This is a genomic window from Streptomyces glaucescens, assembly GCF_000761215.1.
Classification (GTDB): Bacteria; Actinomycetota; Actinomycetes; order Streptomycetales; family Streptomycetaceae; genus Streptomyces; species Streptomyces glaucescens_B.
The window spans coordinates 128,855-142,905 of sequence record NZ_CP009439.1 but is presented as its reverse complement, the minus strand read 5'-3'; the positions used below and the strand labels follow the sequence as shown (position 1 = coordinate 142,905).

At 69.1% G+C, this 14,051-nt stretch carries 10 protein-coding genes; 9 read left to right on the top strand and 1 reads right to left on the bottom strand.

Annotated elements, in window-relative coordinates:
• Positions 1-51 precede the first annotated feature (51 nt).
• The 6 genes from SGLAU_RS33110 (at position 52) to SGLAU_RS32565 (ending at position 4,144) form a co-directional block, all read left to right on the top strand.
• Positions 52-489, top strand: a complete 438-nt coding sequence (locus tag SGLAU_RS33110; RefSeq protein WP_078958113.1) for a GNAT family N-acetyltransferase — start codon at positions 52-54, stop codon at positions 487-489.
• A 64-nt stretch (positions 490-553) separates the two neighbouring features.
• The gene (locus tag SGLAU_RS32580) at positions 554-973 is read left to right on the top strand and encodes a hypothetical protein (RefSeq protein WP_043507558.1); all 420 of its coding nucleotides are present in this window, start codon (positions 554-556) and stop codon (positions 971-973) included.
• Positions 974-982: 9 nt separating this feature from the next.
• The gene (locus SGLAU_RS35115) at positions 983-1,123 is read left to right on the top strand and encodes a hypothetical protein (RefSeq protein WP_244315388.1); all 141 of its coding nucleotides are present in this window, start codon (positions 983-985) and stop codon (positions 1,121-1,123) included.
• A 78-nt stretch (positions 1,124-1,201) separates the two neighbouring features.
• On the top strand, positions 1,202-2,137 hold the full coding sequence (locus SGLAU_RS32575; protein WP_052414195.1) for an ABC-three component system protein: 936 nt from the start codon (positions 1,202-1,204) through the stop codon (positions 2,135-2,137).
• Complete coding sequence (locus SGLAU_RS32570) at positions 2,134-2,400, top strand: ABC-three component system middle component 6 (protein WP_043507557.1); 267 nt, start codon at positions 2,134-2,136, stop codon at positions 2,398-2,400. The genes SGLAU_RS32575 and SGLAU_RS32570 overlap by 4 nt, the downstream gene beginning before the upstream one ends.
• The gene (locus SGLAU_RS32565; protein ID WP_043507556.1) at positions 2,378-4,144 is read left to right on the top strand and encodes an ABC-three component system protein; all 1,767 of its coding nucleotides are present in this window, start codon (positions 2,378-2,380) and stop codon (positions 4,142-4,144) included. The genes SGLAU_RS32570 and SGLAU_RS32565 overlap by 23 nt, the downstream gene beginning before the upstream one ends.
• A 49-nt stretch (positions 4,145-4,193) precedes the next feature.
• Here the strand turns inward: SGLAU_RS32565 and SGLAU_RS32560 are convergent, their stop codons facing one another.
• A complete protein-coding gene (locus SGLAU_RS32560) occupies positions 4,194-5,591 on the bottom strand; it encodes a HEPN domain-containing protein (protein WP_159072851.1) in 1,398 nt (465 codons plus the stop codon).
• Between the two features lie 595 nt (positions 5,592-6,186).
• Between SGLAU_RS32560 and SGLAU_RS32555 the strand changes: the two genes are divergently transcribed.
• Genes SGLAU_RS32555 through SGLAU_RS32545 form a run of 3 tightly spaced genes read left to right on the top strand, consistent with a single transcriptional unit; the run spans position 6,187 to position 13,507 of the window.
• Positions 6,187-7,389: a hypothetical protein gene (locus SGLAU_RS32555; protein WP_043507554.1), complete on the top strand. Its 1,203-nt coding sequence runs from the start codon at positions 6,187-6,189 to the stop codon at positions 7,387-7,389.
• Positions 7,386-10,754, top strand: a complete 3,369-nt coding sequence (locus SGLAU_RS32550; protein WP_159072850.1) for a hypothetical protein — start codon at positions 7,386-7,388, stop codon at positions 10,752-10,754. Before SGLAU_RS32555 ends, SGLAU_RS32550 begins: the two co-directional genes overlap by 4 nt.
• A complete protein-coding gene (locus tag SGLAU_RS32545) occupies positions 10,751-13,507 on the top strand; it encodes an RNAseH domain-containing protein (RefSeq protein WP_043507550.1) in 2,757 nt (918 codons plus the stop codon). Before SGLAU_RS32550 ends, SGLAU_RS32545 begins: the two co-directional genes overlap by 4 nt.
• The last annotated feature ends 544 nt before the right edge of the window (positions 13,508-14,051 follow it).

Genomic DNA, 14,051 nt, shown 5'->3' with positions numbered 1-14,051 from the left:
GGGTCATGCCACTCATCCGTGACCTCGTCCAAGCCGATTACTCGGTGGTGGATGAGCTGCTGTACGCGAACCATCTGGGAGACGGCAGGTTCTACGACCCCGAGGGGCCTGGACGTCGTCGTGGCCGAACTCCGCGGGTCTGTCGTCGGGGTCGCTGAGTTCCAGCTCCACTGCGACTTCGGGCACGACGAAGGCCGGGAGGCGCATCCCGGCGAGCAGACGTTCGTCTTGACGATGGCCGTCGCTCATGCCGCTCGTCGCGGCGGGGTAGGTCGGGCGCTTCTCGCCGAGATCGCCCGCCGGGCCCAGGAAGCCGGCCACACGTTCCTGGCACTGGTGCCGCAAGACGGTGGCGATGCGGCTGACCGGCAGGCGTTCTTCCAGGCGTGCGCGTTCACGCTCTACGGCCCCGCCGGACCGGGCGCGGCGTGGGGCTGCCCGGTCTCGGAGGCAGCCGCGAAGGGCACGGCTGCCACCGCCGGTGAGTAACCCGCACTGGGCTGTGGCCTGAGCGAAACCGCGTCCGCCTTGCCGGTCGGGGAGTTGACCGGGCATGGAGAACATCATCACTGCGGCCGAATCCACGGTGTCCGGTGCCGCGATCGAGCAGTTGCTGTTCAGCACCGACTGGCTCACGGGTGTGCGCGCCACCGCGAACATCGCCCTCACCGAGCAGGCGGACTACACGTACAGGCTGGCGTACGCCCTGTCGGGCGGGGGCGAGCTCCATCCCGACGCGCACAGCGCCGCCGTCGCCAACCTCCTGCACAGCGTGGCGCCGGGCATCGTCGCGTTCGCCCTGCACCACCTACGCCCGCTCCTGCCCGACCTCTCCGACGAACAGTGGGCCCGGGTCGACGCGGCCGCCGTCGAGCTGGAACTGCGTTTGTGCGAGGACCTCAGCGGCGCCAGCGTCATGCCGGAGGCCGCCGGGTCTCCCCTGGCACACGCTCCGCACACTCCCGGCGAGTAGGACAGGGGCATGGAGATCACGGTCGACGGCGAGGCGGAGCCGGTGACTGTGAAGCTGGGCGTGTGGCTCTCGAACACCAAGAGCCGCCGGGACAAGCTCATCGCGGAGCAGCTCGCCGCCCTCGCCGCGCTGGGCGTGCAGTGGGCGTGAGCAAGCAGGACCTGATCAAGGGGTGTTGGGCCCCGTTACACATAGCTACTCTGAGAGTTCTGTGCGCAAGGGGGGTTCATGCGGTTTGAGCAACGGATGTATGCACACATCAAGTTCTTGGGGCTGATGGCTGAGCTTTACGAAAACGAGTTCGAAGACTTCTTTCACCGTTTGATGTGCTCGCGGTATCCCGACTTCGTCGACGTGCGCACCGCAGGACGCCTGGGCGACAGGTCAGCAGACGGCCTCAGCTTGCATTCCCGCAAGCTGTACGCCTGCTACGGCCCCCAAACAGTCGATCCTTACGAAATCAAGAAAAAGCTGACCAAGGATCTCTCGGGGGCGGCCGAGAAGCGCAGCGGTGAGTTCGACACCTTTGTTTTCGTGCACAACGACCGGCGAGGTGTGCACCCTGTCGTGGCGTCCCTGTTGGCCGAAGCGCGTGACAGCATGCCCTCGCTTCAGTTCGAGCAGATGGGCAGTCGGCGCCTGTGGCAGGAATGCATGCAGCTTCCGCTGATGGCTGCGGAGGATGTGCTTCGGTGCGAGATACCCATCAAGGACACGACTTTCGGCGTCGGGATGGAGGATCTGGCCCCGCTTCTGAAGCAGTTGCAGGACATCCGTGCCGAGTCCAACCCGCTAATGTCCCTGCCCGACGTGCCGGTGGAGAAGCTGGACTTCAACCGGATCGAAGGAGCGGATCGTGAAGACCTCCTCCGAGGCATGCGTCAGAGCTACCTGGTGGACGCGTTCTACGCCGGCACCCGGAGCGCGCTGGAGCATGACGAGGTGGCGGAGGGCTTCCGCCTGTACTACCAGCAGGTGCGTCGCGACTACAGCGACGCTGACGACGTCCTTTGGCAGCTCAAGATGTACTTCCTGGGGAATGCCCAGCCGCGACCGAAGGTGCTGCGCGCCGCACTTGTGGTGCTGGCGCACTTCTTCGAGCGATGCGACATCTTCGAGACGCCGCCTGCCGGCTGGCAGCCCGGCATCGGGTTGTCCGCATGATCACTCCGACGAAAGGGCTCGCTCCTGACCGCTGCCTGCTCGCTGTCGGCGCGCAGGTTCTCCTCCAGCTCGATGAACCGCGGACTGTCAGCCAGGCGTGGTCGAGGCTGAAGAGCTGGCGCGCTGATCAGGCCCATACCTCGCCGGTATCGTTCGAGTGGTTCGTTCTGGCCCTGGACATCCTCTTCGCCATGGGTGCGGTGGAGCTGGACCAGGACGTTCTCGTTGCAAGGAGTACGGATGCTGCGCCGTCTGAGCGCTGACGACGCCCGGTTCAAGACGGTGGATTTCTCACCGGGACTGAACCTGCTGGTCGCGGACACCACGTCGTCGTCGGCTGAGACCGACAGCCGTAACAGTGCCGGCAAGTCGAGCGTGATCGAGCTCGTGCACTTCCTTCTGGGGGCAAAATCCTCCGGGTCGCTGGCCACGAACAGGGCTCTGCGCCACATCACCTTCAGCCTGACTATGGACTGGCCGTGGCAGGACGATCCGCTCGAGGTACGACGGCGCGGGGACAGTCCCAAGGTCGTGTCGCTGAGCCGGGACGTATCCGGCGTGTCGGCCGACACGCTTTTCACGGACGACCAGGACGTCGAGCTGTCCGTGGAGCAGTGGAATCGCGTCATCGAGCGGGACCTGTTCGGGCTCGATGGCGACCATCCCGGAGTGAGCGGTCGCGCGCTCCTGTCATTCCTCATCCGCCGTGTCTCCGCTCACGGCTTCAACGAGCCCACCCGGACGTTCTCCCGGCAGCCCGCCGCGGAGGCCTCATCGAACCTGGCGTACCTCCTGGGGCTGGACTGGCAGCTGGTCAACGGATACCGCGAGCTCAATGCCCGCAAGGCAACCAGAGACCAGCTCAGGAAGGCCGTCAACGATCCCGTATGGGGACGGATCGTCGGGTCCACTGCCGACCTGAGGGGCCAAATCACTCTCGCCGAGGCACAGGTCGAACGACTGCGAGCGCAGGTTGCCGCCTTCCAGGTCGTCCCTGAGTACGAGCGCCTCAAAGAGCGCGCAGACCAGGTAAGCCGCCGAATCAAGCAGCTCGCCCAGGACGACGTGATCGACCAGCACAACCTCGAAGAACTCCAAGGCGCGGTCACCGAGACCACCGACGTCGAGGTGTCCTACCTCGAGCCCGCCTACCGCGAGCTAGGGGTCATCCTCAACGACCAGGTCCGGCGTCGCTTCGACGATGTCAAGGCGTTCCACCACTCCGTCATACGCAACCGGCGCAGGTTCCTGGAGGAGGAGATCCAGGAACTCACCGACCGCCTGGCCGCCCGGCGTCAGCAACGTGCCGACCTGGGCGAGGACCAGGCCCGCCTCCTGCGCGAGCTGGCGGAAGGCGGAGCGCTGGAAGCGCTGACCGCTCTGCAGACAGCACTAGGGCGAGAGGAGGCCGCCCTCGGTGCTCTTCGCCACCGCTTCGACGCAGCGCAGGCCCTAGAAGCCAGCACCCGCCAGATCACCGCCAAGAGCCTCGAACTACAACAGGCCGTCGACCTCGACCTCCAAGAGCGCCGGCAGCAGACAGACGAAGCGATCCTGCTGTTCTCCCGGTACGCCCAGCGCCTTTACGGCGAGGGCCGCGAAGCCTATCTCGCGATCGAGGCCGGCCGCACCAGCCTTAACATCACGCCTCGGATCGATGCCGACGACAGCCGCGGCATCAACAACATGGTCATCTTCTGCTTCGACCTCACCCTGGCTGTCCTCGCTCACCGCCACGAGCGCGGCCCTGACTTCCTCATCCACGACAGCCACCTCTACGACGGCGTCGACGAACGGCAGGTCGCGCGAGCCTTGGCGCTCGCAGCCGAAGTGACGGAGGAAGAGCACATGCAGTACATCGTCACCCTCAACACAGACACCCTCAGCACCGCTGCCCAGCGCGGATTCAACCCCGAACCCCACATCCGAAGCCCCCGCCTCACCGACGACGACGAGGGCGGTCTCTTCGGCTTCCGCTTCAAAGCCACAGGCAAGGCAAAGGCATAACGAGCACCCCGCACCGACCGTGATAGCCGCCGGGAGTCTCTCGGCCGCCTCAGGAGCGGATATCGTCCCGTGTCGTCGTTTCCTGGAAGAAGGCGCGCAGAGGCTCGTCAATGGCCTGCTCACAGCTGCCGCAGTCGGCTGCGGCGTCGAGACGTGGTGCGAGATCCTCGGTGTCGTGGGGGGTGAGGATGAGCCAGCGCAGAACCACCTGCCGCACGATCAGCCGCAGCTCACGCAGCTGAGTCTGCCTTTTGCTCTCCTCCTGCTCTTTGAGCAGGTCTCCGTGTACATACAAGGACCGTGCGTTGTATGCGTCCCGCACTGCCTTCGTGACGAGTTCGCGCAGCGCTGGGGGGAACAGGGCGGCCGTGCGAGTCTGCATCTTCTTGCTGATGCCGTCGTGCTTGTCGTTGGGACTGGCTATCAGGGCTTCCAGAGCGATGACGTAGTCCAAGTGCAGCTCGTCTATCTCTTGCTCCCATACTTCGTTGTCGCTGGGGGTGCGCTGGTAGGCCTGCAGCAGGTGTCGGGCGGCCCGTTCAAGCCGTCGGGCACGTTTCCTGGGCAATGTGCGGCCGCTGGTTGCGCCAGCCATGACGGCATCGATCCTGGCGGTTACTGCGGAGCAGAAGGCCTGCATCCGCGGCAGATCTGCCGGCGCGTGATGGAAGCTCCCCGTCTTACGGGCTTCGATTTCGACCGGGGTCCCGTGGCGACTCGCAATGGTCTCAATGGTGGTCGGTACGTCGTTTCGGTTCAGTTCAAAGTACCGGCCGCGCTCGACTCTGAACACGGCATCGACGTGCAACAGGTCTTCGCTCCACAGGATAAGGGGGAGCAGCGCTCTCCAGTGGCGGGCTTCCGGCCGAGGACCGGCGGTCTCGAACCAGTGGGTCCCTCTGCGGTCCGGCGTACGGTCAGGGTTCGGGGCATGGACGAAGGGCGCACCGATTAGAAGATCGAGGTCGAGCCCGCCCAGCTGCAAGCCATAGAGCGCGGGCATGGGGCCCAGCTGCTTCAGTTCGTCGGTGGTGAAGGTCTGCAGGGTGTAGTGCCCCACCGGAACTCGTGCACCTTCAGGAAGATCGCCGGTCAGCAGCAGCCAGTCCTCGGCACCCAGTGCCGGGGCCGTACAGAAGGCAACGAAACTATCCGCGACCTCCTCCACCGACACAGTGGCCCCTCGGGCGATCAAACGGGTCGCGTCGCCCAGCCCGGATGCACCCAGAATCACGGACCATCGGGGCAGCCAGTCACCAGTTAGCTTTCCGTACAGGTCACGGTGCCCCGACACCGGCGCCGCCATGGCCACTGCGTTGCTCAGGTCATCCCACTCCGGCCGCGATGCAAGCGCTGCGTCAGAGACGGCCTGGGGAATGGAGGGGAGATAACGTGCCTGATCAAGCCAGGCGAGGGCGGCTTGACGTAGCTGGGAGGGGCTTTCCATACCGCACGAAACTAGCGCACCTCCGCTGTCTGCCCCGCTCCCCCTCTCAGCACTCCGGCCAGTTTGCCGCCCTTTCCGTGCGGGGCATGGAGAGGACGAAGCCGAGGCCTCGCCCGCCTGATCCGCGATGATCGAGCGAGAAGCCGTACAGCTGCCGTGCGTTGGAGGCCAAGGGCACGCCATGAGTGAGACCACGGCGTGGCGGCCTGCGCCGTCGCGTCCCAGCCGTACAGGCACGTGGCCAGGGAGCAACACTAAGCATCCTCACGGGCAACCTGCCGGGCGAGGACGTCGCGGTCGATGTACAGGTAGACGGCGGCGACCACCTCCGCCAGGCCCGTGTCCCCGTACACACAGCACATCCCGCGCGCCGCGACCGTATGCCCGCGTCGTCTGCGGAGCGCCGTTGGGGGCGCGACGCTGCTCGTCCCGATTCGGCGACTGCCGGACACGAGTCCGTCCGGAAGACCCCGCATCGCGAACGTCGGATCGGGATCACCGGATCGGGGGAAGGTCCCCGAACTCCCGTGCCCTCCCACAGGGCAGAGGGGTTGAGGTCGTGGCATGGGCTCGATGCGGTGCGGGGAGGACCGGGGTGTCGGCGGTGGCCGGGACGGCAGCGGCCGTTCAAGAACTCGACGAGGACCAGCGTGCGGCACTCGACACCTGCGTGGTCGCGGCGCTCGCCTTGAGTAGCAGTGAGGGCGAGGCACAGGGGCAGATGCGGCTGCTGATGGAGTGCCATGGTCGCTACGTGCGCTCGTTCGGGGTCGTTGAGCAGGCACCGTCGTACGAGGTGTTCACCCGTCGGCTCCGTGGAAGCCGGGTGGCCGATCTTCTGCCGGGACGGCCTCAGGGGTCAGTGCTCGGCAAGCTGTGGCTGCTCGATGACGACGGCATGCCCAGCTTGGCGCTGCACCGGCTCGCGGTGGAGGCCTCTGAGCACGGCCACCAGGCCCCGGGGATTGGTGCCGACATCCGGCATCTGCACAGCCTGCTGCGGGCGGTAGGGATGCTGCCGGTGAGTAGCGGGCTGTCGCGGATCTCCGGCGAGACCGTCCAGCACGCCGTCTTCCGCGCGCTGAGGGGCGCAGGTTTCGAGGCGTACACCCGGGGCCGGGAGGCGATGGTCCGTACGCCCGTCCTGACACGGCGCGCTTTGTCCCGGAACACCGCGTTGGTCGAGCTGGGCGCGTACACCGGTATCTCCCCGACGCGGCAGTTCGGCGGCCTGTGGGCAGCGTGTCCGATGTGCAGATGGACGATGCGGGCCACCTACCGCCCCAACGGCGTGGTGGACGTCGAGTGTGAGGACGAGCGCCACAGCCTGCTGGGCTCCCGGTATTGGGCCGAGCCGGCTGCGGTGGAGGGCTGGCGCCTGGCCCCGTGCGGCGAATTGCGCACCGTGCCGGAGTTGCTGCCCGTGGAGGGCTACGTGGCGTTGCCTTACGCCCTGTGGCTGTGGGTGACGCTCCCGGGCTTGCTGGAGGTCGAGCTGCGCGACCGGCTGGTCGCCTTGGGCGCGGAGGTGCGGCTGTGGCCGTTCGGCGACGCCTATGACCTGCATGTCACTCGTCCCGGCCGGTCCAGGGCGTGGCGCGTCGACGTCAAGACTTGGGCCGACCCGTACGGGCTGGCCCAGAAGCTGCGCGAGGATCCGGAGGGGCCTGGCGAGCTGTGTTTCGTGGTGCCTGAGCACCTGCGGGGATATCTGCCGTTGCTGCGCCGGGTGGTGCGCGGCAGCGGGGCGCGCGTGCTGACCGATGCCGACCTGGTGGCGGAGGTGGAGGGGGCGTGAGCAGGACGCTTGCCGGGGCTCTGGCCTTGGCCGAGTATCTTCTTCCCGCCCGGTTCCGCGACGGGCGGCAGGTGGTGCGCGTCGCGGACGCCCATGTCCTGCTGAGCGGGCACGCGCCGCGTGCCGTGGCGGACTGGGAGGAGTGGTCGGAGGCGGACAAGCAGCGCCTCGGCGTGCTGTTGGGCATCCGCCATCGGGGGGAGGCGCTACTGCACCACGTCGAACGGACCGTCTACGACGTCTTCCACACCCCGGACGCGGATGACCCGCTGCTCGCTCTCTACGCGCTCGGGTACAGCGAGCGGGGACGGGCGCTTGAAGTGCTGCCGGCTCACGGGCAGGACCCTGCGGACGTCGTCGACCGCCTGCTCGCGCCGGCCAGGCGCCGACGGCTGCTGCGGGTAGCGAGCGGATCGGGCTGGTCGGCGCCGACATCGCGTGGGCGGGTCCAGCTCGCTTTCCCCGATGAGCAGGGGGTGTACAGGCCGCCTCAGGTCGTGACCGTGCCGTCGGTGGAGTTGGTGGTGGACGCCGATGAGCTCGGCTGGCAGAGCCGGGACACCGACCAGGACATGAAGGGCCCGGCCTTCCGCGAGAAGCAGATCGCGCTGCTGCTGCGCGGGACCATCGGTGGCGGACGCCGCCCTCTGGAACCCGTCGTCCTGCCGCCGGGCCGGATGCACCTGCTGAGTGCGCCCCCGGGCGTAGGCAAGAACGTCTTCGGCCGGGGGCTGGCGATCCAGCAGGCAGGCCTGGGCCGCACCACCGTGCTGGTGGTCAGCGACAACGGCGACGTCTACGGCGAGGCCGCCACCTTGCAGCAGGAGCTGCGGGCGGCGGGCGTCAAGGCGACGGCCACGCCGTTCATCGCCCCCAACAGCCGGTACAACTTCGCGCTGCGCTCCGCCGCGAAGCTGGAGGGCACCGGCGTGCCGCTGGCGCAGGCCTCGGCGAGCATCGCCTTCCTCATCAACAACTCCGCCTACGGGTGCGCCGCGCAGGCGCAGCTCGAGGGGCGCGACGCCTTCGAGGCCGGCAGGGAGCCGTGCACGGTCATGGCGTCGGATGCTTTCGGCCAGCCGGAGCGGGCGCTGTGCCCGTATGTGTCGTCCTGCGGGAAGTTCTCCCACGTCGAGGCCGCGACGACGGCCAGGATCATCGTGACCACCCATGCCTGCTTCCAGTCCGGGATGATCAAGGTTCCGGTGGAGGTCGACGGGGAGGTCCGCAACAGCATCAGCGTGCGGGAGTTCCTTCTGCGCCTGGCATCCTATGTGGTCGTCGACGAGGTCGACGCCTACCAGTCGCGGGGGTTCGACGAGTGCGGCGTGCTGGAGCTCGCGTCCCGCTCCCACCCGACCACGGTGCTGCGGCGCATTCGCGACAGCCTGAACCAGGCGCCGCCGCGGCTGGCGATGGCCGTGCGCCGGCCCCTGACCCGGGCGGTGTTCCTGGCCGAGCAGCTGCTCGACCTGGTGGCCGGGGAGGAGGTCTGCACCGAGGTCGCCCAGGCGCGGGCCCTGGCCCGCGGGCAGGACCCGCGCCGGACGCGGCAGGTCCTGCAGGACCGCAAGCGCTGGTATCAGCCCCATCAGTGGGACCGGCATCTGCTGGAGAACCTGATCGGGGTGGACCCTGATGCTGCGGCCACCGCTGAGCAGGCCGACTGTCTGCAGGCTTTGCTCCCGCGCGTGGCCACCCGGCCGGGCGACCGCCCTTCCTGCGCCGTCCTGCCGGATCGGCTGCTGCCCGTCCCGGGCGTGCTGGAGCGGATGCTCACGATCGACGAGGGCGGGGAGTGGCAGCTTGGCCCCCTCAAGGACGAACTGCGGGAGATCATCTGTGCCGGGCTGCCCGCCTTCTACGCCACCGAGTGCGGAGACGACGGGGCACCTGCCGAGTCCACGGTGCCGGCGCAGCGCGGGCTCGACCGGCCAGAGCCGGTGCGGGCGCCCACGCGCACCGAGGTCACCGCGGGCGTCTTGCACGCGCTGATGATGAAGACGTGGCTGACGGCCATCGTCCACACGATGTTCAACCTGACGGACAGGGCCGGCGAACTCGCCGGGCACGGCATCGACGCGGCCTCCGAGCTCGCCGACGCGATCGGCCACCAGGGCGCCGGCACCGTCGTCCCGTTCGGGCCGCTGGGACGCCAGCTGGGCGGGTTCCGCTTCGAAGGGCTGGACGATCCAGATGCCCATGCGAGCTTGAAGATGGAGGTGCTGCGCGCCGACCCCCACACCGAGACGCAGTTCCTCGGCAGCATCGTCTCCCTCGCCCTGAGCGGCCGCCAGCGTACTGTCCTGGGCATGTCCGCCACCGGCTTCATGCCGGGCGCGACACGCACCCACCTGCTCGCCCGCCCAGACTGGGCGATGCCCGACACCCTTTCGGGCGGCCTGACCATCTTCAACAGCAGCCCCGTCGCCGACGGGAAGCTCTTGGCCGTCGGCAGCACCCCCTACCGCGAACGCGACCAGCGGGTCATCTCACTGGCCGCCAGCTATGCACCGGGCTTGGTGCGCGACCTGGACCGGCTTGCCGCGGATGCGCGCACCCGGCATCGCGCGCGGGCCCTGATCACCGTCAACTCCTACCGGCAGGCCCGCCTGTTCGCCCAGACCCTGTACGACACCGCACTCGCCCTCGGGCGGCGGCTGCGGATCTACGTCGCCGTCGCGGACACCCCCAACCCCTCTCTGCCGCCGGTCTGCGACGCGATCGGCCAGCTCACCCGCGACCGTTTCGCGGAACTGGCGGACCTCGACGGCGAGGTGCTCATCTCGCCGCTGCCGCGCACCGAGCGGGGCTTGAACGTGCTGACCGTGTTCGAGGGCGTCGCCGTGTCAGCCATCACCCTGATCGCCATGGGTGTCCGGCCGGTCATGCCGGCGGACGACCCGGCGGTGCTGGCGGCCAGTGTCGCCGCCCGGGCTTGGCGCGACACCGTGCCCGGCGATGACCCCGCCGCCGTCCTGGCCCAGGCCCGCGCGACGGCCGACGCGCACCTGCGCCTGAACCTCAACGCGCCCAAGCGCTTCTCCGCCCTGCCCGACGAGCTGAAGTACGAACTCGTCGCCACCCTCCTCGGGCAGAGCGTCCAGCTGGCAGGCCGCGGACGCCGCGGGCAGACCCACGTCGAGCTCCACTTCATCGACGGCGCCTTCCACGACCCCACCTGGGGATCCGACCTGCCCACCCTGATCCGCGGGCTGCTCGAGCAGTCCCCGCAGGACGACCTCGCCCAGTTCGGCGCTTCTTACGGCCACACCATCGAGGAAATCGCCGAGTACGCCCACGCCCAGCACCTGCTCCCCGCGCTGCGCGCGGGCTTTGACGCCTACCTGGGAGAGTACGCATGAGCCGCCCGCTCGACAGCGTCGCCCGCAAGCAGGCCCGCCTGCTGCAGTTCCGCACCGCTCCCGCCGACCTGGGCGAGGTGATCGCCTACCGGCCCGACGCCCCCGTCATGGACCTGGCCATGGAGCTCTCGCGCGAGTACAAGCGCAACGTCGGCACCGGTCTGGACGTGCAGCCGCCCTACCGGGCGCTGGAGTGTGTCCTGCGCGCGGCGGCGGGCACCTGGGCGCGCTGGCAGTGGAACGACGGCTGCTACGAACTCCTGTGCGCGGCGCCGATCAGCGCCGAGGACCGGCGCGACGTGTTCCGCTACTGGGCCGAAGCCGTGGTCCCCGGCCCCGACGGCCGACGCATCGGCGAACAGCTGGCCGAACTCCTCGCCCGGGCCGAGCCCCGCTCCGCCGACCGGCCCCCGCCGCCGAGCGCCGGCAAGCGCTCGCGCGGCTGGTGGCCGGGCGAACTCGCCCGCTGGCGCCTGGCCGAGGAACTCGCCGCCCTCGAGTGGCCCCGCAACGACGGGGCCCCCGTCCGTTTCGCCCTGTGCACCGACGGCCGCCTGGCCGCGATCGGCCACGAACTGCCCGCCGAACCCGACCGCAAGGGCACCGTGCGCCACCTGCTGCCCCGTATCACCATCGGCACCGCCGCCAGCGGGCACTCCCGGCGCCACGCGCTGACCGTGAACGCCACCACCACCCTCCTCGCCACCTCCTGGAAGGGTGTCGCCACCGTCCTGCTGGCCAACCCCGACCAGCCGCTCGTCGTCGCCGCGGCCACCGACGGCCCGCCATGGAAGCGCCGACTGAACGTCCCTGTGGTCGCCGCCAGCCGCCGCCTGGCCGCCCTGCCCCGCCTGAGCGCGAACGTGCCGCCGTTCCCCGAGCACCTCGCCGACGGCGCCCTGGCCGACACCGCTCCGGGGCCGGTCTGGGCCGTCGCCCCGGCCAGCGTCCGCACCCCGGGCCTGGGCCGCGGACACGGCATGGAGTTTTTCCGCCGCCTCGAGCAGGCCATCGACACCCGTTGCGAGAAGTACAGCCACCGCAGCCCCGTGTTCATCGAGGTCCCCGGCATCAAGGTGCCGCCCACCGAGAGCGGCTCACGCGTCAGCGGACCGATCCCCCTCGAACGGATCCCCACCGCCCTGGACGCCGCCGGCGTGGGCACACTCCTCGTCCCCGTCCTGTGGAGCACCGACGAGGTCCGCGCCCGGGTGAAGGCCGCGATCGCCGCCCAGTGGGGCCCTGGCGAGGACTGGAAGGCCGTCGAGGGCGTCGCCGAACCCGCCGCCGGTGGGCGTATCGAGGTCGTTTTCCTCCACGACAAGGCCGGCGCCCTCGGCCACGGACCGCGCACCAGCGCGGAACGCGAGCGGGATCTGGCGCAGATACTCGCCCCCTACATCCGCGAGGACACGCTCGTCGCGGCGATCTGCGAGACCGACTGGGACCCCGAGCGCTGGTACCTGAGCGTCGAAGCCCGCGAGAAGGCAGAGGCCGAGGACGGCAAGTGGCCCTCCAAGCAGGCTCTCGCGCGCCTCGCAGCGACCTCCCAGTACATCAAGCAGGCCCCGCCGCCGGTCCCCACCCACACCCGGGAGGGCAAGCCCTACAACGAGAAGTACCGCGCGAAGAAGGTCGCCTCCCGCCAGAGCGGCCTCGACAGCTCGACCGCGAACGTGCTGCGCGAGATCCTCAGCGGCGTCGGCGCCACCGACCACCGCCTCGGTGCCGCGTTCGGCAAACTGCCGCTCGAGAACTGGTGGCACATCGGCATCCACGTCCGCCGCCACGCCCAGCGCCGCACACCCGGCAAACGCCGCACCACCGAACCGGCACCGATCACCGCAACCCTCACCGCCATGCGCCCCACCGGCGGAAAGGACGACCCCTGGCAGATCTGGGCCTACAGCCCGCAGGCCGGGCGGTGGCAGCCCCACAGCCCGGCCACCACCGCGCTGCACGCCACCGACCTCGCCTGGGACGTCAGCGGATACCGCCCTGCTGCGGACGAGACACTCCAGGCCCGCGCCGCCGCGGACATCGTCGAGCAGGCCCTCATCGCCAGCCGCACCCAACTCCCCGCACCAGCCCCCGCGGTGCTCTACGTCGACGGCGACACCGCCGAGTACATCTGGGTGGGCCTCACCGACGAAGCCCTGGGCCAGGACCCGCCGCCCGGCATGCCCCGACCGGCGTCCTGGCTACCCGGCCACAGCCTCCCCCGCACCCAGCGACCCCTGGCCACCGTCCGCGTCATCGGCGACCTGGAACGCATCGGCCGCCCCACCGGGGCCCACATGCGCACCAGCGACGGCACCTGGCGCGCCACCGACACCACCAACAGCCTCTTCCAACTCGCCACCGACGACGGCACCCTCACCTACCCCGACCTCCTGCTCGTCAACGTCCCCCGCACCTGGGCCGCCGGCCCCTCCGGCCGCTTCGGCAAGGACGAGACACGCTTCGAAAGCAGCAGCCAGAACAAGAACGGCTACGCCCACACCGCCACCCGGTTCACCGTCATCACCCAGAGCCCCGACGCCGACTGCGACCTCATCGGAGCCGCCGCCGCCGTCCTGACCAACCAGGGCATCACCTCCGACGTCCGCCAAAGCACCCCCACCCCCCTCCACCTCGCCCGCAGGATGGACTCCACCCACCCCTACTACCGCCGCACCGCGGAGAGCGCCGAGGACGCCCCCGATGCCGCCGAAGACGGGAACACCGCGCAGGCGGAGACGACCAGCCTGTGACCCGCGGCGCGCTCACCCCGACGAAAAGGCGCTTGAGGCCCATTCCGTCATAGCGGACGGATCGACGGTGAGGAGACGTCGGTCGAGGTCGAGGCGGACAGTGCCACCAGAACGGCCCACTACCGTCCGCCATCACTTGCCGCCAGGCACGCTCATCCGCCAGCGGCTCCTCAAGCCAAGCGTGCAGCCCTCACAGCCATGCCCGGCCCCAGGCACAAAAGGCTCGTCCAGACACCACCACATACCAACGATCACTGAACCTGAACCATGCACAGCACAGATGACACGGCCTGATCACCAACCAGAGAACTGACAAACCTGCAGCTCAGACCCCACCCCACGATCAGCGCCCACAGCCACTGCCTGTACAGAGGCATCACGATCACCTGATCCCAGCCGCACCAGAAACTGATCAGCGCGCCAGACCACCACCTACTGATCACAAAGACTGATCCTGGACAACGCGCTGCGAGAGCTGGGCGTCGACTGAGCATGACGGTCCGGCGCTGAGCCGGAGTGTGCGAGACCCCGGGGCCGCCGGGGG

Excerpts from the sequence above, each read along its gene's own strand:
- SGLAU_RS33110 (WP_078958113.1), top strand. The coding sequence starts at position 52 with ATGAGCTGCTGTACGCGAACCATCTGGGAGACGGCAGGTTCTACGACC.
- SGLAU_RS32580 (WP_043507558.1), top strand. The coding sequence starts at position 554 with ATGGAGAACATCATCACTGCGGCCGAATCCACGGTGTCCGGTGCCGCG.
- SGLAU_RS35115 (WP_244315388.1), top strand. The coding sequence starts at position 983 with ATGGAGATCACGGTCGACGGCGAGGCGGAGCCGGTGACTGTGAAGCTG.
- SGLAU_RS32575 (WP_052414195.1), top strand. The coding sequence starts at position 1,202 with ATGCGGTTTGAGCAACGGATGTATGCACACATCAAGTTCTTGGGGCTG.
- SGLAU_RS32570 (WP_043507557.1), top strand. The coding sequence starts at position 2,134 with ATGATCACTCCGACGAAAGGGCTCGCTCCTGACCGCTGCCTGCTCGCT.
- SGLAU_RS32565 (WP_043507556.1), top strand. The coding sequence starts at position 2,378 with ATGCTGCGCCGTCTGAGCGCTGACGACGCCCGGTTCAAGACGGTGGAT.
- SGLAU_RS32560 (WP_159072851.1), bottom strand. The coding sequence starts at position 5,591 with ATGGAAAGCCCCTCCCAGCTACGTCAAGCCGCCCTCGCCTGGCTTGAT.
- SGLAU_RS32545 (WP_043507550.1), top strand. The coding sequence starts at position 10,751 with ATGAGCCGCCCGCTCGACAGCGTCGCCCGCAAGCAGGCCCGCCTGCTG.